This is a genomic window from Acetatifactor muris (assembly GCF_024623325.1).
Classification (GTDB): Bacteria; Bacillota; Clostridia; order Lachnospirales; family Lachnospiraceae; genus Acetatifactor; species Acetatifactor muris.
Window position 1 is genome coordinate 1 of the sequence record NZ_JANJZD010000053.1, and the last position, 24,545, is coordinate 24,545.

16 protein-coding genes and 1 tRNA gene are annotated in these 24,545 nt (G+C 40.9%); 13 read left to right on the forward strand and 4 right to left on the reverse strand.

The features are described from left to right. The first annotated feature begins 164 nt into the window (after nt 1-164). The 8 genes from NSB25_RS26790 to NSB25_RS26825 all read left to right on the forward strand — a co-directional run bounded on the left by NSB25_RS26790 (nt 165) and on the right by NSB25_RS26825 (nt 15,992). A complete protein-coding gene (locus tag NSB25_RS26790) occupies nt 165-803 on the forward strand; it encodes a hypothetical protein (protein WP_103242346.1) in 639 nt (212 codons plus the stop codon). Between the two features lie 567 nt (nt 804-1,370). Then, entirely contained in the window at nt 1,371-2,117 is a 747-nt protein-coding gene (locus NSB25_RS26795) for a BAR domain-containing protein (protein ID WP_103242345.1), read from the forward strand. A gap of 468 nt (nt 2,118-2,585) precedes the next feature. Next, complete coding sequence (locus NSB25_RS26800; protein WP_146040194.1) at nt 2,586-5,591, forward strand: hypothetical protein; 3,006 nt, start codon at nt 2,586-2,588, stop codon at nt 5,589-5,591. Between the two features lie 114 nt (nt 5,592-5,705). Next, entirely contained in the window at nt 5,706-5,903 is a 198-nt protein-coding gene (locus NSB25_RS26805) for a hypothetical protein (protein WP_103242343.1), read from the forward strand. 451 nt (nt 5,904-6,354) lie between these two features. Further along, the gene (locus NSB25_RS26810; protein ID WP_172455292.1) at nt 6,355-6,531 is read left to right on the forward strand and encodes a hypothetical protein; all 177 of its coding nucleotides are present in this window, start codon (nt 6,355-6,357) and stop codon (nt 6,529-6,531) included. A gap of 269 nt (nt 6,532-6,800) precedes the next feature. After that, the gene (locus NSB25_RS26815) at nt 6,801-7,235 is read left to right on the forward strand and encodes a hypothetical protein (RefSeq protein ID WP_103242342.1); all 435 of its coding nucleotides are present in this window, start codon (nt 6,801-6,803) and stop codon (nt 7,233-7,235) included. Between the two features lie 88 nt (nt 7,236-7,323). Next, on the forward strand, nt 7,324-14,556 hold the full coding sequence (locus tag NSB25_RS26820; protein WP_103242341.1) for a phage tail tape measure protein: 7,233 nt from the start codon (nt 7,324-7,326) through the stop codon (nt 14,554-14,556). 299 nt (nt 14,557-14,855) lie between these two features. Beyond that, nucleotides 14,856-15,992, forward strand: coding sequence for a tyrosine-type recombinase/integrase (locus NSB25_RS26825; protein WP_242982620.1), 1,137 nt, complete (start codon nt 14,856-14,858; stop codon nt 15,990-15,992). A gap of 86 nt (nt 15,993-16,078) precedes the next feature. On the opposite strand, the gene NSB25_RS26830 is transcribed toward NSB25_RS26825, so the two are convergent. Both NSB25_RS26830 and NSB25_RS26835 read right to left on the reverse strand, forming a co-directional pair. Next, nucleotides 16,079-16,151 (reverse strand) — tRNA-Thr (locus NSB25_RS26830). Between the two features lie 72 nt (nt 16,152-16,223). After that, nucleotides 16,224-16,514: a hypothetical protein gene (locus NSB25_RS26835; RefSeq protein WP_103242339.1), complete on the reverse strand. Its 291-nt coding sequence runs from the start codon at nt 16,512-16,514 to the stop codon at nt 16,224-16,226. Between the two features lie 215 nt (nt 16,515-16,729). On the opposite strand from NSB25_RS26835, the gene NSB25_RS26840 reads away from it, so the two are divergent. Next, nucleotides 16,730-17,005 (forward strand): hypothetical protein, encoded by a 276-nt coding sequence (locus tag NSB25_RS26840; RefSeq protein ID WP_103242338.1) that lies wholly within the window; start codon nt 16,730-16,732, stop codon nt 17,003-17,005. A gap of 53 nt (nt 17,006-17,058) precedes the next feature. Here the strand turns inward: NSB25_RS26840 and NSB25_RS26845 are convergent, their stop codons facing one another. Then, nucleotides 17,059-19,770: a transglycosylase domain-containing protein gene (locus NSB25_RS26845; RefSeq protein WP_103242337.1), complete on the reverse strand. Its 2,712-nt coding sequence runs from the start codon at nt 19,768-19,770 to the stop codon at nt 17,059-17,061. Between the two features lie 231 nt (nt 19,771-20,001). On the opposite strand from NSB25_RS26845, the gene NSB25_RS26850 reads away from it, so the two are divergent. From NSB25_RS26850 to NSB25_RS26860, 3 genes are all read left to right on the forward strand, one after another. Beyond that, nucleotides 20,002-20,676 carry a YigZ family protein gene (locus NSB25_RS26850; RefSeq protein ID WP_103242336.1) on the forward strand — a complete coding sequence of 225 codons (675 nt, stop codon included), beginning with the start codon at nt 20,002-20,004 and terminating at the stop codon, nt 20,674-20,676. A 214-nt stretch (nt 20,677-20,890) separates the two neighbouring features. Next, entirely contained in the window at nt 20,891-22,240 is a 1,350-nt protein-coding gene (mgtE, locus tag NSB25_RS26855; RefSeq protein WP_103242335.1) for a magnesium transporter, read from the forward strand. A 271-nt stretch (nt 22,241-22,511) separates the two neighbouring features. After that, entirely contained in the window at nt 22,512-23,267 is a 756-nt protein-coding gene (locus NSB25_RS26860; RefSeq protein ID WP_207656190.1) for a helix-turn-helix transcriptional regulator, read from the forward strand. Here the strand turns inward: NSB25_RS26860 and cptIN are convergent. Next, nucleotides 23,254-23,742 carry a type III toxin-antitoxin system CptIN family toxin gene (gene cptIN / locus NSB25_RS26865; protein WP_103242334.1) on the reverse strand — a complete coding sequence of 163 codons (489 nt, stop codon included), beginning with the start codon at nt 23,740-23,742 and terminating at the stop codon, nt 23,254-23,256. The two genes, NSB25_RS26860 and cptIN, sit on opposite strands and share 14 nt — an antisense overlap. Nucleotides 23,743-24,100: 358 nt before the next feature. Here cptIN and NSB25_RS26870 point away from each other — a divergent pair, with 358 nt between their 5' ends. Further along, nucleotides 24,101-24,442: an RNA polymerase sigma factor gene (locus tag NSB25_RS26870; RefSeq protein ID WP_103242332.1), complete on the forward strand. Its 342-nt coding sequence runs from the start codon at nt 24,101-24,103 to the stop codon at nt 24,440-24,442. Nucleotides 24,443-24,545: the final 103 nt, after the last annotated feature.

Consider the following 24,545-nt stretch of genomic DNA (forward strand, 5'->3'; position numbering starts at 1 on the left):
ACCAGGCCTGCCAGCGAATTGCCGCAAGCCTGATAAAGGTGAAGTGAAATAAAGACTGGAGCAAATCTGTTTCTATCATACAGGTTTGCTCTTGTTTTGTATAGGTACTCACTATCTACCGTTTACGTGTATCAGAGGGCACATATCGTAAATTAGACGAAGTTATGCAATCTAATCATGAAGAAGTAAAACAAAAGTTGCGAGAAAAAAAAATATCCATTGATAAGGCATATCAGGAAATGAAGAGTCCTACTCCAAAAGAAAAAGAATCAATCACACCAGAACAAAAGATCATAGAGTTTGATAACCGTATGAATGAGATTGACAGAGAAATTTCTTCATTGAGAACTGAAAGAGAATCACTGATGCGTAGGCGGAGTTCTTTGTTTGAATCGTTGGATATTCCATGTGAATTAAAATATGAGTTTGTAGAAAGTAAGTATGGAATTTGGTCAAGCAGAGATTGCAGATTTTATATTGAAGTCAATGGACACAGACAAATCTTTGTTGAATGTGGAGTGTATTGCGATGAAAGACCGGATAGTGTATGGGTAAGAAAAATTCCTGAAAAATATAAAAATGATTTTATTATGTTATGGAAGAAAGCACATAAAGAGGAAGTAAAATATTCTAATGAGCAAATGAAAAAGCATAGTAAAGCAATTGTTAGTAACAATGACCAATTCAAGGATTTCTATAAACAATGTTACCGGACATTAGCAAAAAATGTACATCCAGATGAAGGAGGAAATGTTGAAGCTATGCAATGTTTGAACCAGTTGAAAGTTATGTGGGGGATTTGATTTCTCCTATTTTATATGATCATATAAAAAATTCATAGGGAGGACACGAATCATTAACGATACAAAAATTCAATACTTATCAGTATCAGATAAAATTTATAAAGTCAATATCCTTGATCTCCATAACATGTCAATAGAAGCAGTTGAAACAGCTCTATGTATTGCAGATATCCCGGAGAATGGAGTGTTTCCAGTTGAAGAATTGGGAGAGTTTCGGATCAGGTTGATTAATGGTAGTAATGATAGTGAGATGGGAAGAGTGGTTGACTTTGCGGAGTATGCAAAAATTAGGAAGCACATTCTGTGAGTTTAGAAAGATGTGTCCATTATTGGGCTTATATTTGTTATGGCTCTCACCCATGACATTTTTAAGTCAATGAAATTCCTCTTTCAAGAAGCGGATGATTAGACTGCATATTAGGTTCTGATCATAAGCACAATAAAGGATTTTTGATGTAATTTGGGCGTTTAGGAATATGGAGGGAGGATTGCTTAGGATTAGAGCTTGAACTATGTGTTGAAAAATAGATATTTAATGTGTTATTATTCTATTGTGGAGATATGATTATGAAGAATAATGAATTAACTGTTGAAAAAGGAAAATTGAATAATGTAGATAAAAATAGTACTATATTAAATCATCCGATAATTCAAATATTATTAGGAGGATTAGGTTCTATTCCTTTCATTGGATCTGCTGTTAGTGCAGGAATTAACTCTGGACTCAATACTTGTTTAAAAAGAGAAGAGGAAAAACGATTATTTCATATTTGCGAGATAATTATTTCAGATGATAATATCACTTCTGATATGGTAAAGGATGTAAAGGAAATAATCAGCTTTGCTAAAATGTTGGATGTGGCAAGAAGATTGATAACAAATGATAAGTTAGATTTTTTGGCAAACTTGTATAAGAATTTGGTTGCCCAAGATGAAAAGAACTATGATGAGTATGAAGAATTTTTAAGGAGGCTTGATGAATTATCATTTAGAGAAATAGAAATATTACATATTTTGGACGATTTGGATTTGGTTATAGAAGACTTGAATGCTGACAAACAAAAGGAAAAAGGTAATTTTGATGAAGAAAGACACCTTCGGATAGTACAAATCGAAAATAAATGGCTTAAATTTCAAGATATTATATATCAAAGATTCCAAATTGATTCATTAGATTTACAAGGGTATATGCAAAGCATAAGCAGATCGGGATTCTGTGTTCAATATAAAGTGATTGATATGCCGATTAGGGCAAATAACATTTATGCAGTCACTCAATATTATAAAAAATTTGCAAATAAGATTTACAAGTAAAGATTTACCAGTGATAAAAATTAAGACGGATTATATTTTGGGATACATATTATATGCATACCCGAAACTATGATTTCGAAGTATATAAGATTCTAATTCTAAAAGATAAAAATTGGATAACAAATGTAGAAGTATAAACTTAGAGCATTCCCAGAAGTGGGATTGTTCTAAGTTTTCTTTTTGTGTGGGAATTTTTCACAGCTGAATTTTCGGCTTTGAGATATGATGTCGCCAATTTTGGCGAGATGTTTTGAGACCACTTTTTATGCAAAATGATATTTTTCGTTTTTGGGAGAAATATTTTGTGCCCATTTTTAAAATTATGTGTGATTTGTGAATGATTTTTAGACTTTACACAAGTCCGGGAAAAATGTGTGGAAAATTTGGGCTGATTGAAAAAGAAATGGAGAAATAGTAAGTGGAACTATTGATCTGTTGTTGTGGATATTTAATGTGGAGGTAATGGATTTGGGAAAAGAAATGGTACTAAATGATTTAAAAGATGGTGTATCCATCATGAGTATTGATGCTCGTTATATTTACAGTAAACAAAATGATGAAAATGGATATGATACATCTGTATTCTGGAATGATGATAGGAATATCCTGCCAAGGAAGCTATACAGTGGGAAGATTCCATATTCCCTTGGGCTGATCCACTGGTTTAAGATGGAAAATACCGTGTTTAGACGCATTGGCAACAAAATATATTCAAATGACATAGTGAATGTGACATTTAACAAGGCGTCCAAAACTGTTGTAAAAGATGAAAACGGCAATGTCAAACATAAGCCCAGAATAAAGGTTGGTAAGAAGGGAAGATATAGCCTTGAAGTAGTTGAAGAATTGAAGACCGATAAAAGAATAGATGAATTAAAGGATGAATTATATCCTGGGTTTATGCTGGATGGCGAAAAATATGTGCAATTTATGAGAAGCTCTGGAAAAGCACGTACAGGTGCAATCCTGTTCATAAAGGAAAAGCTGCTAGATGATTTCATGTCATGGGCTAGAATGGATATTGATTATGAACATATACCAGGACAGGTTGACATAGCTGGACTAAAAGCAGCAGAAAGTCTCATATTAAGCGAAATCAAGGATATTGCGGTCATAAAGAGTAATGAAATATTGTTGATTCCTGATGTGAAAGTCCCATGTAGGATTGCAAAAGGTAAGGCAAGTATTACTGAAATAGATCAGGATGGAATGGCTGTTACACATGATAATGAAGAAGAGATTACCATTTATAATGATATATTTGACGGGCAGTCACTTCTTACACATGAGTATTTTCCCGATGGGAAGTCCATGATCCTGTTGAGGAACAGGTTTTTTAAAAGTGCTGCATTCTGCTTTGATATACAGTGTTGGTTTCGTGATAATGGGATCACTGAAATAAAGCAGTTAAATGGTTTTACGTTGGCAAATTCGGTGGAAGATATCAAACTGATTACCACGCCAAACAGTTTGAAATTTATGAAACAGAAGGATTTCATATCATTTGAGGATGCTGTGGAAGATCTGGAGCGTGCAACATTTGAGTACTGGTTGCATGAAACAGAAAAGGATGGATGCATATTTGGGATTGTAAAGAATGAGTATGCTTCTGGTTTTATCAAGGGATATAATTATCAGGTTGACAATTCCATGCCATTAAGTAAGGATGAAGTAAGGGAATTGCTGCGTTATGAATTTGCCCGGATACAGAAAGCCAAGGATGATAATAATTATTTTGTAAATGAATTTATCCAGAAAAAAGCACATAAGAAATCAAAAGGATATGAGCCCCAAATGTATAAATTTAGCGATTCGGTATGCGAGTTGTATAAGATCAACCCTGATATACAGCATACAAAATTTTTTAGGGATTATAAAAATAATATGTTAGGAACGGATTATAAGAATCTGTTAAAACAGGGAAGATACAAACTGGAAAATTCGGATTACTGTGTTGTGTGTTCCAATCCTTTTGAGATGATACAACATGCCTGTGGTATTAGACAGGATAACTGGGTGCGAATACATGAAGGTAGGGAAGCATATTGCAAATACTTTCCACATGACAGGGAGCTGGTGGCCACAAGAAGCCCACATATTTATTCCGGTAATGTTATCTGCCTTCACAATACCTATCATGAATGGTTTGATAAATATATGAGTCTGTCCGATAATATTGTGGTGATCAACAGTATAGGGACGGACATTATGTACAGGGCAAATGGAATGGATTTTGACTCAGATACCCTTCTGGTCAGTTCAAATAAGATACTGGTTGAAAAAGCCCATTATTGTGAGGAGAACTTTCCTACTCCCATCTGCATGGTACAGCCATACCCAAAAGAAAGGTACTATTGTATAGAAGACTTTATTGATTGTGATAAGGAGATTGCTAATGCAAAGATTGGGGAGATTGTTGATCTTTCACAGTTATTGGAATCGTATTATTTTGATATACTATGTGATTCTGATATCAATGAAGAAAAGAAGAAAGAAGTACTACTGTATCTAAGGAATGAGATTTCAAAGCTTGCTTCTATTTCCGGTTGTGAGATTGATAGGGCAAAACGTGAATATCCGATTGATACGAATGCAGAATTGAAGCGGATTAGAAGTTATCTTGCTGGACATACAAAACCTGAGAATCTGTTACATGGTATAATTAAGACAGGCAACGTGAAATTCACGGTGAAATCTGTAAAAAAGAAGTATTTAACAGAAAATCTGAATGTTGATGCGGGTGAAAAATCCGACTATGAAACCATTCAGAAAATTCTCCGTCTGAACGCAGAAAATGAGATGATTTGTAGTAATATGTCCATTTCTGATACGAAAGAGGGAAGAAAACGGTTATGTGACAATAAAAAGGAGATTAATACTTTGCTTAAAAGCCGTACAAGAACCAGAGAACAGGTTATGGCAAAACCGAAGTTTTTTAAAGAAGTGTTTCCTGAAGGCGATACGGCATATTATGAATATTTTAATTGTAGCATGGATTATCTTCAGCAGATAATCAAGGAGGAATATCCCCGTAAGGATAAAAGGGATAAAATTACGCTGGTTTTAATCGACTTTTTTGAGAAGCCTGTTGAATATAGGGAGAATGGCAGGTTAATAACAGGCAATGACAAACATGCCAAAATAATAATAGAACTGGCAAAAAAATATGAAAAAAGCAGGAAAGAACTTTATGCGAACTATTCAAAAGCAAATGGCCTGGAATATGATGCGGAAATGGAAAAACGGAATCTATTCAGAAATGTTGTTGAAGAAGCAGCAGAAGTAAAACTGACCAGGCAGACGGTATATTTGATACTTTACAAATTGTTTGGATCAAATCAAGCCATAGCCCATGATGGAGGCGCGGGGCAGTATAAGAAAACGATCATGGATATCCTATACAATTCACATAAGGGATTGCTTTTAGATATGTTCTTTGCAAAGAAAAAGGATGTTGATGCTAAAGTTTCATAAACTATTTGCTGAGTTAAAAATCGAAGATATTTTTGAAAAAAGTTCTAAGATGCTGATAAAATCAAGGCTTTCTGGACTTGCTCTTAGTTATGGTAATGAAGGGAGGATTTTACAATGACATCAGAAGAATTAAGACAAGAAATGCTTGCATTCCTTGAAAAAAACGGCATGAAGAAAAGTATCGTAGCAAAGCAGACCGGATTAAGTAGCAGTATTCTATCTTCCTGGTTTTCTGGAAGGGGTAATCTCAGGGAAATAGAAATTGATGTTGTGCAAAGATTTTTCGATGAGAGACGAAAGAAATTTGCATAAATTTAAAGGTAATATCTGCATCAGCAGTTATTATAAAATATTCAAAACAAGGTTTGAATATCGTACTATGTGGGGCATGGGAGGCTGACAGCACTGTGGAAAGGCTGTTAGATAAAAACCTCTCTTGCTGGCCAATTACCTGTAATATTACAGTTTCTATACATCCGCTCTTACTGGTTAATGAAGTGTCACAGCTTCATTAGCTATTCGCCTGGTTTTCCACAAGCCGGGCATTCACACTGACTCCGTTAAGGTGTGACCACAACAACATATCTGTGCCATATAGTCTACAGAAGGGGCTATATGGTACAAAAATCTTGTAAAAGACTCCACACTTTTACTGGATATACAAAACCGTATGATACTATTCTCGTACAAGTATCATACGGCAATGTACGAAAAAATTTTATTTTTAACAAAAATACTAGGTATATCAAAGAAAGGAATAATAATGACACAGGAAGAATTGAGAGAGGCATATAAACAACGGCTTGTAAAAGAAAAGCAGTCTTATATTTCTAAAGTAATAAATATTGACGGAAGCATTTTATCAAAATTTAAAACAGGGAAGATAGATTTATACCCGCATTTATTTGAGAAATTAGAAGCATATCTCATGAAAAATTAAGCAACCTATTAACACAGCCAGCATAAATCAAGCTACAATCTAATATCATTCAAAACGGTACAACAATAAAAAATTGTGAAATTAGATTAATTCATTGAAAAATGAAAAAGAGAATAATAATATAGTAGGAAGTGACGGAAATATAGAAAAGGATGTATAAAGAAGACTACAGAAAATATGTTCGTTAATATTCGCTTTATGGTTGAAGGATTATGATTAAAGTGGTACACTTATAACAGGAAGGAAGCTGTGAAGAGGGGAGTGAGAGAATGGGCAGAACAATTCTTTGTCCGCATTGTAAGTCAACATTTGACGAAAATGTATTAGCTAAGAGAGTGGATCCGAATAAATGCCCGGTATGTGGAGAGGGCTTGCTGGGAGAAAATAATTCGTCTGAGATAGTTAAAGAGAAAACTAAATGGTATTATTATAAGGAAGGTGGGGGAACTTTAACGACTACTTTATCTAGTAGTTTTACCCCATTATATACATTCGAGGCTGTTGATTTGAAAGATGCAGAATGTCAATTAAAAGAAGTTTTGCCAAGCAGTCCGCTTGTAAATGATAGCACACCTGATAAAGTAAAATGTCCCTATTGTTTCAGCAGCGAAATACAGATTATTCCAAGGAAATTTAGCCTACTTGCTGGCTTTGCAACAAACAAGTTTGAAAGAGTATGCGTTAGGTGTAAACGTAAATTTTAGCAGTAATAAAATTAAATAAAATAATGTGGAGAGAGATTGTTTTGATAGTCTCTTTTTTTCTTATGCCAAAAACAGGAGGATATCATACTTGAATAATAATGAATTCTTAATCGATCTTATAGCTAACCTACAACAGGCAAAATCAAAGAAACAAATTAATGCTGATATTAAAGTACTGGAGAAAGCCATTAACATGCTGAGAATTACAGGTACGCTTGCTAAAGGGGATACCAAACGTGAAATTAATCAGTATATTAAGGATTTGGGCTCAAAGCTGGGTTATGTGAAGCTGAATGGAAAGCTTGACGATAAGAGACTCAAACGGGAAATCAACAGAAGTTTACAGAATCTAAGTTTTAAGGATATTGATGCATTAAAGATTGATGAAAATAAGACGAAGCTAAAATTTCAAAAGGTCATTTCAGATGTAAAAGCATATGTGGAGAGGAATCCTGTATTTGCCAATGTTGAAATGAAGAAAGAAAAGCTGAATAATGACTTGACAACATTTCTTAATAAGAATAGTAAAATAAGAGAGTCAGAAGTTTTGCTAAAGGAAAGCGAAAAGGTCAGGAATCTCATTAATTCCGTTGACAGTAAAGATACGCTAAAAAATGCAACGGAAGCATTTCAGCTATATAAATCTGAAGTCAGTGCCACTGGGTATGCCAGCAAGAGTACAGCAGATAAAATAAAAGGGATGCTCGCTCATATTACAAAGATCGGTAGTTTCTTTGGAGTAGCATCATTGGCAGTGAACAATTTCAGACAATCATTAAATACCCTGAAGGGGAATGACACAATCCTGGCTGAAATCAGTAAAACAAGTGAAATGACCAGGAAACAGCTGGAAGAGTTAGGAAATGAAGCTTTTAGAATAGCGAGTAAATATGGTCAGCTGTCTAATGGATATTTATTAGGCGTACAAGAGATGGCAAGATCTGGTTATGAGGAGTTGTCCAAAGAACTGGGCGAATTGTCATTACTGGCACAGTCTGCTGGAAACATGACAGCAGAAAATGCAAACAACTATCTGCTAGCTACAGATGCGGCATATAAATACAGAGGGAGCATTGAAAAACTGAATGAGGCTCTTGATGGTGCAAACTATATCAGCAATCGGAATAGTGCCAGCTTAACGGATATAGCGGATGCAACCAGAGTTTCCGCAACATTTGCATCGAATGCCGGAGTCGCTATTGATGAATTAACTGCGGCTGAGGCAACAATGATTGCCACAACTAAACGGTCTGGGTCTGAGATTGGGCGTGCATTCAGAAGTATCATATTGAACCTTCAACAGGTAAGTGGGGAATTTGATGGTGAAATTATAGATGAAGATCAACTGAAAAAAGTCGAAGCAAGATGTCATTCTCTCGGTGTAGAATTAGAATACATGAAAGATGGTGTTGCTACACTTAGAAATCCAATGGAAGTACTGAAAGATTTGGCAAGAGTTTATAACTCCTTACCTGATAACAGTGCGGATAAGCAGGGATTGATTTCTGACCTGGGTGGGAAATACCATGCAAACGCCCTGAGTAGCTTGCTTTCCCGGTGGGATTTATATGAAAAAATGCTAAGTGAATTTTCAAAGGGAACAGGATCGGCGCTTGAAGAAGCAGAGAAAACCGCAAACTCATGGGAAGGCCGATTGAATTCCTTGCAGAACAGCTTTGATTCATTTGTGAATACACTGACGAATAAGAATGCTATCATGGGAGGAATATCCTTCTTTGATAGGCTGATTCAGGGATCGGAATCATTGATAAATTCAGTTGGCGAGATTACAGTCATGATTACTGGCTTACATACTGCAATGACAGCACTGAATAAAGATTATGGAATCACCCAGATATATGACAAAGATAAAGGAAAATTTGATATTCAGGGAAATATTTTCGGTATTGATATAACGAATATCAAGAATATGAAAAAACATTTTGCGGAAGCGGAAGAGGCAATACTACTTTGGAATGATACAATTTCTAGTGGAGAAAATATTTTAGAATCTTTTGATAATAAACTGTTTAAAAACAATGCCCAATTTAAAGCATACCTTTCCACATGTTCCAAAGATGCACCAGCTTCCCTTGAAGGTTATAAATCCTATCTCAATGCAGCAGGGGTAGCAACAGATGGACTCCGCCTGAAAACGATACTAATGAATGCAGTAATAAGCGTTGGGATAGGCTTTGCAATGCAGTTGGCTACAAAGGCAGTTTCCGGTCTCTATGAACTATCCCAGGTATCATCCACAGTAGCTGAGAAAGCAAAAGATTTAGGCAGTTCCTTTAAATCAACTGCATCAGATATTGATGATTACAGGTCCAAAGTTGAAGAACTGCATAAAACTATAAGTGACAGCAATTCCTCTATTGCTGATGTAACAGATGCCCGCAAGAATCTCATGACAATTCAAGATGAGCTGATTGAGAAATACGGTACAGAAAAAGAAGTAATAGATACCATTACACAGGCGATTAATGGTCAGTCAGATGCATTTGACAGACTTTCTGAAAAACAGTGGGTTGAAACAAAGAATAAATTTAATGATACTGGATTCTGGGAAGGAATGGGGAACTGGTTTGATGGCTATGACAGTAATATCGACCGTATGGCTTCGCAGATGGAAAATGTTCGAAATATTCTCTCATTTTCTTACAAAGATTTTTCAAGTGGAGAATTTGAAGAGCTGTCGCAACAGTTAAGTAAACTGGGATGGAAATATCAGGATACGCTTGGCGGTTTTGTTAAAAATGGGAACCTTAAAGAAATTTATTCTGATATTATAGAAATACAAGGGTTGGTAAAAGATACAAATGTTCCGGATAACTTTCTTAAAGACCTGACGAAAGACGCCAATAAGGCCAAAGAAACAATAGACAGCTATTCAGAAATCTGGGACAATTATATTCTTCGGGATGTAATCCTGGAGAACGAAAAATTATCTCAAAGCTGGAATGATATAAATGAAGCATATGTTAAATATAAGAATGCATTTGAATCTGGAGACAATGATACACAAAATAATGCTATTGGTGAGTTCGCTCAAATTCTGAATAATGTACTGGACAGTTCCGATGTCACAGACAGCGTAAAAGAATATTTCAGAGACATGTATCCTGTACTTACCAATGAAGTAGAAAAGTGGGAATTCAGATTTAAAGTTCTGCCTGATTTAGATATCCATGCTTTAAAAGGGAAAACACAAGCTGATGTGCTTGAAATGTTGCAGACTAACGGCTTGCAATATGGTGAAGAAACATTTGCTTCTCTGCTTCGTATGGCAAGCGATTATGGTATTATTGTGGGTGATGATTCGGAGAAAATACAGCAATTATTAGACCTGCTTGTTGAGTGGGAAATTTTACAGGGAAGTCTTTTAGATGAAACTTTTCCAACCACTTCCACTTTCGACATCTCCACCTTCAAAGACACCCTCTCCAGCATAACATCATCCATTACCACACTCCGCTCTGCCTTAGAGTCCTTTAACAAAGGAGACCTCTCCAAAATTCAGGTTATTGACCTGATGCAACAGTTTCCTGATCTGGTTCCATATATAGACCTTACAGCAGATGGTTTTGGTAACTTATCCGAAGGCCTAAGTGTACTTATAGCACAACAGCCGGATAATCTAATCCAGAGTCTTGAACAGCTAAAGGATTCTCTCACAACAGATGCAGAACGGGAACAGGTTGATTTGCTTATAGATTCCCTGCAACGCCTCAGCTCTTATGGCGATTCCGGGATTGAAGCTTATGCAACTACAATCGGAAATACATGGGGTGATACATCAAATGTAATCGAAGGAGTTGTTACCCAGTTTGAGAACCTTGCAAAAGTCCAGGAAACAGTTGCGGATGGATTAACCATATCAGCCAATGCGGCTGCAGAACTGGCGAAGATGTACCCCGAAATTCTTGACCATGCACAGGTAACAGCAGATGGTCAGATTACTTTAAACGAAGCAGTTGTAAAGACAATCCTTGATGGTGATAAATCCATTGTAGAAGCCCAGATAACCAAACTGGAAGCTGATAAAGCAGGATTGACCGCAAAGAAGAATTATGCTGAGGCACAGCTTAATATAGTGAAGCAGGTTGCCGAAGGCGAGGGTAATATCACAAAAGAAATAGCCCAGTACCGCATAGATGCAGCAAACAGCCTCCTGAAAGCACTGATTGATGCAGGCCTTGAAGAAGATAAAGCATATGCTGCAGTAGCCGCTAACATGGCAGGCAACATGGACGAGTTCAACCGTATTGTTGGTGCTGTTGCACAGGATATCTCTGTAAATATGGATAATGCCGCTGTATCCATGGCTGATTCCATAAACATTAACAGTATCAATGCACAGACATCCTTTGAATATCTGCAAGAAAAAGTATGGGATGTTGCAGATGCAATCAAAGCAGCACCCAGCGGAGAACGCGGTGGGAAGTCAAAAAAGGGAACACGTGGTGGTGGTTCTACATCCAAAGGCAGTATTAAAGTAGAAAAGCATTCCGGAGATTTCAATACTACACTCTCCGAGTACGTTCCAAAAGAACTTGACCTGGATAGTTTCCAGTCCCAGCTTGAAATTGATATCAAAGGCTACACAGATGCAATCTCCAATATTGATACACAGATTGAAATATTAAAGAATTTACAAGCCGCATTTGATAACAATGGCGGAATCGGCGGTCATGGCTATGCAGATCAGATTAAACAGCTTGAAAAAGAAAAAGGCGCAATAAATGACGCTCTAAAGGATAAAACTGGTTCAGGAAGCTCATCTAAATCCGAATTTGCTGAGGAGATTGACTATTTCAAGCGAAGGGTTGAGGTACTGAATGATGTGCTTGCACTCCTGAAAACAAACCTCGACAATGTATCCGGATCCTTTGCAAAGAATAATCTGATAGACGCTGAATTAGGCATTACAGAAGAGAAATTCAATAACTACACAGATGCTCTCTCCATGTATACCCAGAAAGCCAATGAAGTATTATCAAAACTGCCAGCTGATATAGCACAACAGGTCAAAGATGGTGCTGTTGCTCTCACAGACTTTATCGGAGACGGTAATAAAGAAGTGGTGGAAGCCATTAAGGAATATGAATCCTGGGCAGGTGAAATTGCAGACTGCCAGCAGAATCTTGCTGAATTGAAAAAGGAAATCCGCCAGTTAGAGTTGGAGAAATTCAACAATATCATGGACGACTTCCGTAACCAGTTTGATTTGCGTGGTAACAGCAAAGATTTAATCTCTAAACAGGTTGAATTACTGAAAGAAGCCGGTGAGTTAATTGGAGAATCATTCTTTAATGCACAGATAGACCAGTCTCATAAACAGCTTGCACTTCTTGAAGCTGAAAAAGCACAGCTTGTGAACCAGATGAACGATGCAATTAATTCCGGAAGAATACAGTCCGGGACAGAAGAATGGCTTGAAATGGTGGGTGCGCTTTCCGATGTAGAAGGTAATATCATTGAATGCAAGAAATCCATTGAAGAATTCGACAACGAAATACTCAATCTTCATGTAGAAGTATTCAACCGTATTCAGGAGCAATTTTCTAATCTTGACTCTGAAATCTCCAATATCATAGATTTATTTGATGATATGGAAGTATCAGATGATAAAGGTATCTGGTCTAAAGAAGCAATAACACAATTAGGACTATTGGCACAGCAATATGAACTGGCACAATATCAAGTCAAGCAGTATGGTAATGAGATTGATGAATTAAATGCTCAATATCTTGCCGGAAATTATTCTGCTACTGAGTATGCTGATAAGTTAGCTAGTTTGAATGAAAAACAGTGGGATGCTGTAAATGCCACTGAATCAGCAAAAGATGCTATTATTGAGCTGAACAGGACACGCGTCGAAAATCAGATTAAAGGGATTGAAAAGGAAATAGATGTTTTTGATGAGCTTACCCAATCCCAGATAAAAGCATTAAAAGCAGAGCAAGATTTACACAATTATAAAAACAGTATTGCAGATAAAACGAAAGCTGTTACAGATCTGGAACGTCAAATAGCCGCACTGCAATATGACACATCAGCATCCGGAGTTGCAAAACGTAAGAAACTTGAAGAACAGCTTGCAGAAGCAAAGAAAGCATTATCTGAGGAGGAATATCTGCATAGCATCGAAGCGCAGGAAGAGGCTTTAAATAATCAGTTTGAGCAATATGAGGCAGCACAGAATAAAGAAATTGAATCCCTCAGAGAATCTTTGAATAACAAAGAAGCAATCCTGAATCAGTCATTCAACACAGTAAAAGAAAATGCATCTTTAATTGGACAGGAAATTGCCCAAATCGCTGTAGAGCATGGAATCACAATATCTGCTGCTCTTATCTCTTCCTGGCAGTCTGGTGGAAACGCAATCGCAGGCTATGGTGAAGTACTGTCTCAGAATACATCTGCATTCATTGGAAATATCATGGGTGTGGAAAATGAAGTATGGAATCTCCAGACACATGCGAATAATACAGCCAATTCACTGGCATGGATGTTCTCCACAAAAGCAGATAATCTTGTCAATGAGCTTGCAACATCCTATTATGCGGAATCAAATCTTGCCAATATGACCAATGCGTTACAGCAAAGTTTGATTAATACCCTTGAACGAGGATATAACGTCAGCAGTATTGTCAATTCCCTTGCAAGCATAGAAAATGCCGCAAACAATGCGAAAAGAGCCATTGATAGTATGAATAATGCTTCTCCTGTTCCATCCGGAGGTTACAATGGGAATTCCAATACCGGAACAAAGAAAAATACTGGAACAGATAAGCAATATCAGTTAGTTGATAAAATGACTGGCCGTATTTGGAAGGATAATTTATCTTATGCGGAAGCGTTAGAGTATAAAAAGGATCATGTTACAGATATAAATACAACATTGGTAAAGAAATATGCATCTGGAACACGTAATGCAAAAGACGGATTGAGAATTATCAATGAGGAAGGCCAGGAGCTTATACTGCCCAAACTGAAATCTGGTAATTATGCCATTGGTAACGAAGGAGACCAGATCCTTACCAAACCTGAAACTGATAATCTGTTTGAGTGGGCACAGTTAGATCCTGGCAAAATGGTGCCAATTAACTTTGTGGAAGAACTATGGAAATCTAATCGTATTTCTGAACCTGTAATTGATAAGAGAGCGAATCCTAATCCTGTACAAATAGGTAACCTTATTAATGTTGCTGGAAGTATAGATAACTCAAATGTGAAACAAATGAAAGTAATTGCTAAGGAAGCCGTAAATGATTTAGTGAACAAATTACATGATGGTATTGTGTATGGAAGGTGAGTGTGTGATGTAATTAAGCACATTCTGAAATAGTAACATGTTAACTTTGTCGAGGTAAGGGCATGATTAAGTAATCATGTCCTTCCTAAATATTGAGTGATAAATTTTAAAAGTGAATATTATGATGCTGTAAAATTTCAGCACCTTTTATAAAAATATAAATTTTTCTATGAATTGGAGTGTGATTCACTATAGAAAACTTAATGGAATTCAAGAATCTGCAATATGGACAAAGCAACGAAATATTGCGGTTTATTATAAACAGTGGTAAAATTGACATTAACGATGTACAGAACTGTATGAAAGAAATGAAGAGAAAAGAGCTGTTAGAAAAACACCCATACAAGATATGGCAGGGGAGGGATGGAAAGTGGTATACTTACATCCCGGATGAAAAGAAAGGGAGGATACAAAGGGAACGGTATAGCCGGGCAGAAATTGAAAGCCTTATCATTGATTACTGGAAAACGCAAATGGAGAATCCAACGATCAGAGAAGTATTCAGTGAGTGGAACGACCGCAGGCTGGAATTAAAGAAAATATCCAACGCGACACACTTGAGAAACTGCCAGATATTTAACCGCCATTATGGAGAATTTGGAGACAGGAAAATAAAGGCAGTTACAGAAGAAGATTTCTGCGAGTTCTTAGAAGAACAGATTGCAGACAAAGATTTAACTGCCAAAGCATTTTCAAATCTTAAGACTGTTACCAGAGGACTATTGAAACGTGCAAAGAAAAGAAAGCTTATATCATTTAATGTAGAAGAGTTATTTCAGGAATTGGATACTTCTGAAACAGATTTCAGGAAAGTAATTAAAGAGGATTATCAAGAAGTATTCAGTGAAGAGGAGATGCCTGTAATGGTCAACTACCTAAAAGAGAATCTTGATGCAAAAAATATTGGAATTCTTCTGATGTTTGCAACTGGCATAAGAGTAGGTGAACTTGTAGCGCTTAAACATGATGTGTTTGATGGGAACACGTTCAAAATAAGGCGGACTGAGACCCGTTACATGGGAGAAGATGGGAAATACGCTTATGCAGTGAAAGAATTTCCTAAAAGTGAGGCGGGAGTTCGGACAGTTGTTATTCCTGATGACTATGCGTGGCTGTGCTCTAGGATAAAAATGTTAAATCCGTTTGGCGAATATGTTTTTGTGGATAAGGCTGGAAAAAGGATGACTACAAACTGCATACGAAGGAGACTGGAAAAGAATTGTCTGAAAATCGGAATCTACAAAAAATCGCCGCATAAGATCAGAAAGACTTATGGAACAATACTACTTGATCATAATGTGGATAATCGTTTCATAATGGAACAGATGGGGCATACGGATATCATGTGTACAGAAAATCATTATCATAGGAACCGCAGAAGCATAGATGCAAAGACCCAGATTATAAGCAATATTCCGGAATTTCAGGCAAAATAAAACCAACCAAAACATGTTTGATTGGTTCATTGATAGGCTGTGGATTTTAAATGTCTCCAAATCCAGTAAAATCAAGGGTTTCAAAAAGCTGCTGACGGGAATCGGACCCGTGACCTCCGCACTACCAATGCGACGCTCTACCGACTGAGCCACAGCAGCACGTGAATGTTGTTCACAACCACAAGCATCATTATAACAAGCAGAAGATGATTTGTCAATAAATTTTTGTGCTTATAAATAAGAATTTTGTGCTTTTTTCAAAAGAAATTTAACTGCAAACCCTTTCTCATCACAGACCGCACGAACCACATTTTCGGCGGATTCCCTGGAACTGTCATTTACACAGATGATACAGACATTCTTTTTGCGGCTGAAAATAGAGGGTTTTGGCCAGCGGATATAATAAGATATGCGTTCACGTAAAAGTGCTTTCTCTATATGCTGCTTACACTCCATATTGGAAATTTCACAGAGCTCAATTTCGTTATTAACTGTTACCCCGGTGTACAATGGCTGTTGCATGCTGTTCCTCCTGATGTATTATATGCCGTTGGGCCGTTTTCTGCTGTAAATAACTGGACTTATTATATCATATTGCGGTATAAATGTGCAAGACGGCGGACAAAGTTTGCCTGCAATTCTTTACAGGAAGAGGGAGCTTTCGGGAGGCAGGTATAGACAACACAACAGATATGCGTTATACTGAGGCTATGAAAATGCGGAAAGGAGTTTTACACATGGATTTTTTTGAAAAACTGGAAGACACTATTTCCACAAAGGGAAGGGAAGTGGCCGACAAGGCGAAGACACTGGCGGAAATCGCAGGCCTGAAGGGTCAGATTGCCACCTGCGAAGATATAATCAGGAAAAATTATCTGGAAATTGGGAAGCTGTATTACGAAGAATACAGTGATGTGCCGGAGGCGCCCTTTGAAAAGCAGTGCAAAGCCATTGAGGATGCACAGAGAGGCGTGCGTGAGCTGCAGGACAAAATTGATATGCTGAAGAGATGAGAAAAGGAAAGACCATGGTCAGATAATGGGCCATGGTCTTTGTCTGTGTATCGTCAGTCTTCGTCGTCTTCCCAATCTTCAGGCGCCGGATACAGACCGGCCGCGATATCCCGCTGCATCAGTTCTGCCGCCTGATTTGCAAGAATGGCTTCATAGTCAGGATTGGCGAAGAACTCCTCGTTATGCTGACAGGTTGTGGCAACACCTGGAGTAACGGGAGTGACCGTTCCGTCAGGATTGGTGGTCAAAGTGGTGGAGCCGGAAGCCAGGGAAGGGTCCTCAGCCAGCGGCAGGGTCAGCGTCCCTTCTCCGGGGAAGGGGCAGCCGGGACTGGCCGGAAGCACGTCGTATCGGCACAGAGTTCCGGTATAATGTACGGTACAGGGCTCTGTGGGGACGGTACCCTCTGCAAAAAGTTCTGATTTAGCCGCACACAGCCCCGGGATAGGAAGCCGGCCGGAATCCGGACAAATCTGTGCCCGCACAATTCCGGGAGGTGTGGTAAACTGCTCGTTGGGCAGATTTTCATGAACCCTTGACATGATGGCGCGCCACAAGTCCCGGGCCACATGGTCCTCACGATTGCCGCCGGAACGGCTCATGCTTACATTGTTGTCATAGCCGGCCCAGACAGAACAGGTGTAATAAGGTGTAAAGCCGGCAAACCATACATCCCAATAGTCTGTGGAGGTACCGGTTTTCCCTGCAATGGCCATGTTCCGGTTAAAGTTAACCGCAGCCCCTGTACCGGTGGTCACCACATCCACCATGGCATCTGTCAGCAGGAACGCCGTGGTTTCCTTGATTACCTGTTTGGACTTTGGCGTTGTGTTGTCCAAGATCACATCGCCGTCTGTGTTGATGACACGGCTGTAAAGCTTTGGCTCCATATACGTTCCCATATTGGCAATGGCGGCATAGGCTGCATTCAGCTCATAGGGGGTCACGCCGTGGGTCAGACCGCCCAGAGCCACAGTCTGGTTGATGTCGGTAAAGAAGTCTCCGTTAATCGTTTCTCCGTCTGTCAGAGTGGTAAACCCAAAATTGATCAGATAGTCATAACCAAGCTGTGGGGTAATTACGGTTTCTGTTTTTACCGCAACAATATTCAGGGACTCTCGAATGGCTTCTCGAATGGAATTGATGCCTCTGTAGCCTTTATACCAGTTTTTCACCGGTGTGCCGTTGGCGTAGTTAAACGGAGCATCGTTGTACACAGTTGCCAGTGTCTGACCGGCACTGTCCAAAGCCGGAGCAAAGGCCGCCAGCACCTTGAAAGTAGATCCGGGGGATCTGGTGGAACTGGTTGCCCGGTTCAGAGTTCTGCGTCCTTCCTTGACGCCGCGCCCGCCCACAAGTGCCACCACATAGCCGGTGGATTGGTCTTCGATCGCCATGGCAGCCTGCGGCTGCGGGGTCATGGTGACGGTTTCCGCATAATTGTCCTCCTCATTTGCGATGCCCAGATCGGCCATCACGGCTGCGCGGTACATCTCTATGGCTTCATAGGCCGCGTCCTGGGAACTGAAAATCAGATTAAATTTCTTGTCCTGATTATCCTTGAACCAGGTCATCATATTTTCCTTGCTGAAATTATGCTTTTCTCCGTCTGCCGCATAAACAGTCAGAGCATAGTTCAGGTACCATTTCACGTTTTCCGGATAATTTTCCGGATTGGCGAATTCTTCGTCCGCAATGGCCTGAATGGTGGGGTCCATGGTGGATTCAATACGGAGCCCTCCGGCGTACAGCAGGTTTTCAGCCATGGTCTCAGAATAGCCGGCGATATTGATCAGATCGTCTCTGACCTGCTCAAATACAGCATCCGAAAAATAGGAACCGGAAGTGGCATTGGTGCTGACCCGGTAATCCTCGTCGTGGGCCTTGATCCGCGCATAGACGGCATCGGTATCCGCAATGGCGGTGTCGTACTCCGCATCCGTGATAAAATCCAGCTCCAGCATGATATTCAGACATTTCAGACGACGCTCTGCGTTGGACTCCGGAAAACGAATCGGATTCAAATAGTAGGGATTCTGTGTGATGGAAGCAATGACCGCACATTCCGACAGGGTGAGATCAGAGCAGGATTTCCCGAAGTATCTCTGTGAAGCTGATTCTACACCCAGGGTATTCTGTCCCAGGTTGATGGCATTCATATAACGCAGCAGAATATCATCTTTGGAATAGTATTTGGAAATTTCCAGAGCGAGATACTGCTCCTGAAATTTACGCTTGATCATTTTGATGAGATTGCCGTCCTCTTCCGTCCAGGTAGTGAAGATAGTGTTCTTCAAAAGCTGCTGGGTGATGGTGCTGGCGCCTTCCTTTCTCTTCCCCATACTGGTTATGAAGTTCCAGCCTGACCGGGCGATTCCCTCCATATCGATTCCGTTGTGCTGGTAGAAACGCTTGTCCTCGATAGCCACAAAGGCCTGTCCCAGGTGCTTCGGAATCAAATCCATACTGTTAATCTGGATACGGTTGGAGTTGATACTGACATACTGGTCAATTTCATTGCCCTCGCAGTCGTATACGATGGTGGCTTCTCCGGAAGCCACCACATCGCTGAGCCGGATCTGCGGGGTGGATGCCAGAATGCCGTTGTAAGCCCCGATTCCGCCTGCAATTCCGCAGATGACCAGCCCGGCGCATGCCGCCAGCGTCAGCTTTACCAGGGAAAGGCCGAATTTCCTGGTCCATTTTTTTGTTTTAGAATTAAGAGCCTTTTGGGTCGCTCTGATGCCTCTTTTTCCGTAATTCATGTACTCACCTTTCTACCGGAATAATGACGGGAACAATCTCCGGTATCTGCAAATCTACAGTGATTATACCAAAAAACAATATGTAAATAAAGGTTTTCTTTTTCATCTTAATAATTGTTTCACATTTTGGACAAATTATGCTATTCTAAATGCAGAAAACAGAATTGACACAGCGCTGTGAACGGAAGTAAAAAGCAGTGTTGAATAAAAAATGCGGAACAGGTGAAACTGATGAGAGAAGAAAAAAAGCAGGAGAAACTGCCGGAAGATTCTTATTGTGTGCTGCTAGAGGGCGGGCAGGGAGAATATGTGGAGAAGAAATCCCGCTTTATTGCCACACTTCGAAGCTGTGAGAGCGAGGAAGAGGCAATTCGTTTTATCGAGGAGACGAAGAAAAGGTACTGGGACGCCAGACACAATTGTTATGCTTTCATCGTGGGAAGCAGAGGAGAACTGAGCCGCTGCAGCGACGATGGAGAGCCGGGCGGTACCGCAGGGCGCCCTATGCTGGAAGTGCTTACAGGCGCCGAACTCAGGAATGTGGCGGCAGTGGTGACACGGTATTTCGGCGGCGTGCTTCTGGGCACGGGAGGGCTGGTCAGGGCTTATACCCAGGCTGTGAAGGAAGGACTGAAGAACTGTCGCCTGGGCCGGATGCGGCCCGGACAGGAGATGGAAGTCACAACGGACTATAACGGCGTGGGGAAGATTCTGTATCTGCTGGGAAGCGCGGGGATAGAGCCGGATGCGGCAGATTATGGGGAAAATGTGGTCCTGCGGCTGACAGTTCCCCAGGAGGAAGCGGATGCCCTGCGGGGAAAGATGACAGATATGACGGGGGGCAGAGTGAAATTCGACAAAATCAGAGAAATTTATTTTGTTGACAAGGAAGCTTTTCAGGGATAAAATGAGACATGCAGGCGGGCAGTTGAGCCCCCTTTACCTTATGGAAAAGTCCGTCGTCAGATGGACATGGAATCAGAAGAGTGCAGAGGCACTTTTCTGACATGGCATTTTGAGAGGAGGTGGTTTTGCATGAAGAGTCAGAAGAATAACAGTGATAACCCTCTTCCCGGTCGAAGTTGCAGCCCGGTAATAAAACCACATAAGGAGAAATGCTATGGAAATGAGAAACCAACAGGAGGAGCTCATCAGGCTTCTCGCTGCTAAGCAGTACACGAATCTCCGTCAACTTCTGACCGAAATGAACGAGGCTGACATTGCCGTTCTCATGGAAGAGCTGGAGGCGGAGGAGATGCTGAAGGTCTATCGGATTCTGCCGAAGGACCTGGCTGCGGACGTATTTTCCTATCTGGAGACAGACAGCCAGCAATTCATTATCAATTCCCTTTCCGACAAAGAAGCAGGCAGTGTCATTGATAATCTGATGGCGGACGACGCGGCGGATCTGCTGGAGGAAATGCCGGCGAACGTGGTGAGAAAGCTTCTTGCCAACGCCAATCCCGACACTCGTCAGGCGGTCAATCAGCTGCTGTGCTATCCGGAGGATTCTGCCGGAAGCATCATGACTGTGGAATACGTGTCTCTGAAGGAGAATCTGACAGTCAATCAGGCCATTGAGCGCATTCGGGCTGTGGGTCTGGACAGTGAAACCATCAATATCTGCTATGTCCTGGACGCCCGGAGAGAACTGGTGGGGACGGTTGCGCTGCGCTACCTGCTTTTAAGCGACGGCGATGATATCATCGGCGAGATTATGCATGAAAATGTAATCTCCATCAACACACTGATGGACCAGGAGCAGGCTGCCGCGCAGTTTAAGAAATACGACTTTACCGCCATGCCGGTGGTGGACAATGAGAATCGGATGGTGGGTATTATCACCGTGGACGACATTGTGGATATCATGGAAGAAGAGACCACGGAGGACATGGAGAAAATGGCGGCAATTGTGCCCAGTGACAAGCCGTATATGAAGACAGGGGTAACCGAGACCTACCGTAAGCGGATTCCCTGGCTGCTTCTGCTGATGGTGTCCGCCACTTTTACAGGGGCGATTATTGCTTCCTTCGAGGAGGCTCTGAGCGTGTATGCCGTGCTGGTGGCTTTTATTCCCATGCTCATGGACACGGGTGGAAATGCCGGCGGCCAGGCCAGCGTTACCATAATCCGGGGGCTCTCGCTGGGCGAGATTGCGTATCGCGATATCCCACGCATCATGTGGAAGGAGATTCGGGTGGCGCTGCTCTGCGGAGGGACTCTGGCGGCGGCAAATTTCGTGAAGCTGATGTTGCTTGACAGGGTAGGGATCCCGGTAGCCTTTACGGTGTGCCTGACTCTGGCGGCTGCGGTGCTGATGGCTATGCTGGTGGGATGCCTTCTGCCGATCGGAGCGAAGAAAATCGGTTTTGACCCGGCGGTGATGGCCAGTCCTTTTATCACTACAATTGTGGATGCACTTTCTCTGCTGGTATATTTTCGCTTTGCCGCGATTCTGCTGGGGATATAGCAGAGAAGTAAAAGAAGCGCAGGGAAGGTTACGATGTCGGTATCGTTTCCGGAGAAGCGGGAAATGGGACTTATAAGAGATATGATGCAGGGGGTGGTAGTAAAATACCACCCCTGTTTTTATGGGTGGAAGGAAAAAGGGGCTTGTGAATGGAGGAGGATTCTTCTAAAATGAGGGTATCTGCAGAAGCGTTTCATCAGATAAATCAGTTTTTACAGGAAAATGGAAGAAGGATGCAGGTGCAAAGCCGTGCGGAAAGGAAGGGATTCGCTTGAAAAAGGAAAACAGGAAAACAGGGAAGGTCTGGTACAGAACAATTGAAATACTGGCATGCGTAATTGCGTTTGCAATGGCCTGGATGATGACATTTGGTACAGGTGATATGAGAAATCTTTATAAGATGTATGGGGATTTGCCGACACTTTTACTGATTGTTGTATCTGCCCTGCTGGTGCTGGTGGTAGCCGGAATCGAAAAGGATTTCTTCGGGGGATTCAGACTTGCTTTTACCCGCAGAAAGGGGATATCCCGAATGGAACTACAGAGAGCTCTGAATGCTTTCAGATATGTGGAACGGACGGTGGTGCTGGCGGCGGTTATCGCTCTGGTATTTCCGCTGACAGATATATTTTATCATCTGGATGGTATAAACATCTGGGCACTGGGTCCCGTTTTGGGAGTCCTGAATCTGACGATTCTGTATTCGGCAGTGCTTCTTCTGATTCTGACACCGGTAAAAATCAGGCTGGAGAGGCGGATTATCTCTTATATGGAAGAACCGGAGGATGAGGAGGCAGAGAGAAAGGAAGCTGACGGTCAGAGGCTTTACTTCGGACTTCGCTCTCTGGGGTTGACGGACCGGGAGGCAGAGGTGGCCAGACTGGCGGCGTCCGGTATGACCAATGCACAGATTGGGCAGGAACTGTATATAAGCATGGCAACGGTGAAAAAACACATGACCCATGTGCTGGAGAAGACACAGTGCGGAGACAGAGAGGCTCTGACGGAGAAAATCAGAGGGATGTAGAGCATTCTTCCAGCAGGATTTTCTCAATGCGGATGCTGTCCGGCTGCGTCGGTGTGAAACGGATACCCCGGCGCAGGAGTTTGATTATCTTGCGGGCGGTCTTTTCCAATTCCTGTATCAGATCAGGGTTGGATATTCTTACAGGCTGCCCGCCTTTTATGTATGGACTGTCAATATAATTTTCAGTGACGGGGAACATATCCTGAAACAGAAGGACTGTCTTCTTATCAAAGATTTTTACAATTTTAATTGTATCTGAGGGTTTATGATAAGTCTGCTTATTCTGAATGATTCGTTCAAACTTCTCAATTTTTGAGCTGCATGGAACCAGCCAGTACAAGCCTGTTTCATGATCAGTAATGACAAAATAATGAGGACGCTTAGTCGTTTCATAATTGACTTTTAAATAAGGGTCCTGTATCTTTTGGAAGAATTGATCTGAGACGAAATACAGATTACCTGATGAAATTTTCATATGATATGTCTCCTGTAAAGAGAATTAAGCCTCCTGAAGGAGGCTTAAAAACTTGTTCACGGCCTACTTGGGAACTGTTTTCAACAGATCCTTTTACCCGCATGGCCGGGAGCGGGCTACTTGTTCACGGCCTACTTGGGAACTGTTTCCAACAGATCCTTTTACCCGCATGGCCGGGAGCGGGCTACTTTTGAGGCAGTTGTCTGCCTGTTGTTTATTATTATATGCGGACGCGGAAAATATGTCAATAAGGCAGATAAAATTTTTGGAAATGCGAATAAATCTAAAAGTTATTACAATGTATAAATGAAGGGCAAAAGCTGCCGCTTCGTCAGACGTCTGAAAAGTGGAGTGACAAATGGAAAAGCAGGAATTAGAAGTCTGTATCAATGCGTATGGGAAAGCTTTGTACTCATTCTGCAGACAGCTTGCCGGCAATCGGCAGGAAGCAGATGAACTGTATCAGGACACCTTTTTGAGAGCCATGGAGCTCAGTGAGAAAGTAGATTACACCGGGAATCCGAAAAGCTATCTGCTTTCCGTTGCCCTGCGCATCTGGAAGAACAGGAAACGGAAATTTGCATGGCGAAAGCGGATTGCGGATATGCAGCCCATAGTGGAAGGACAGGATGTGGAATCGGTAGCTTCGACAGAACCATCGCCGGAAGAACAGGTAAATAACTTCTCGGAATCTCAATGAATGTGATTCTAACTGAAAATTGACAACTGAATATGGTGCAGGAAAAGAAATTTGAGAAAAATGGACATAAACATTGGACATAGTGGGTACTATGCCTTGAAAA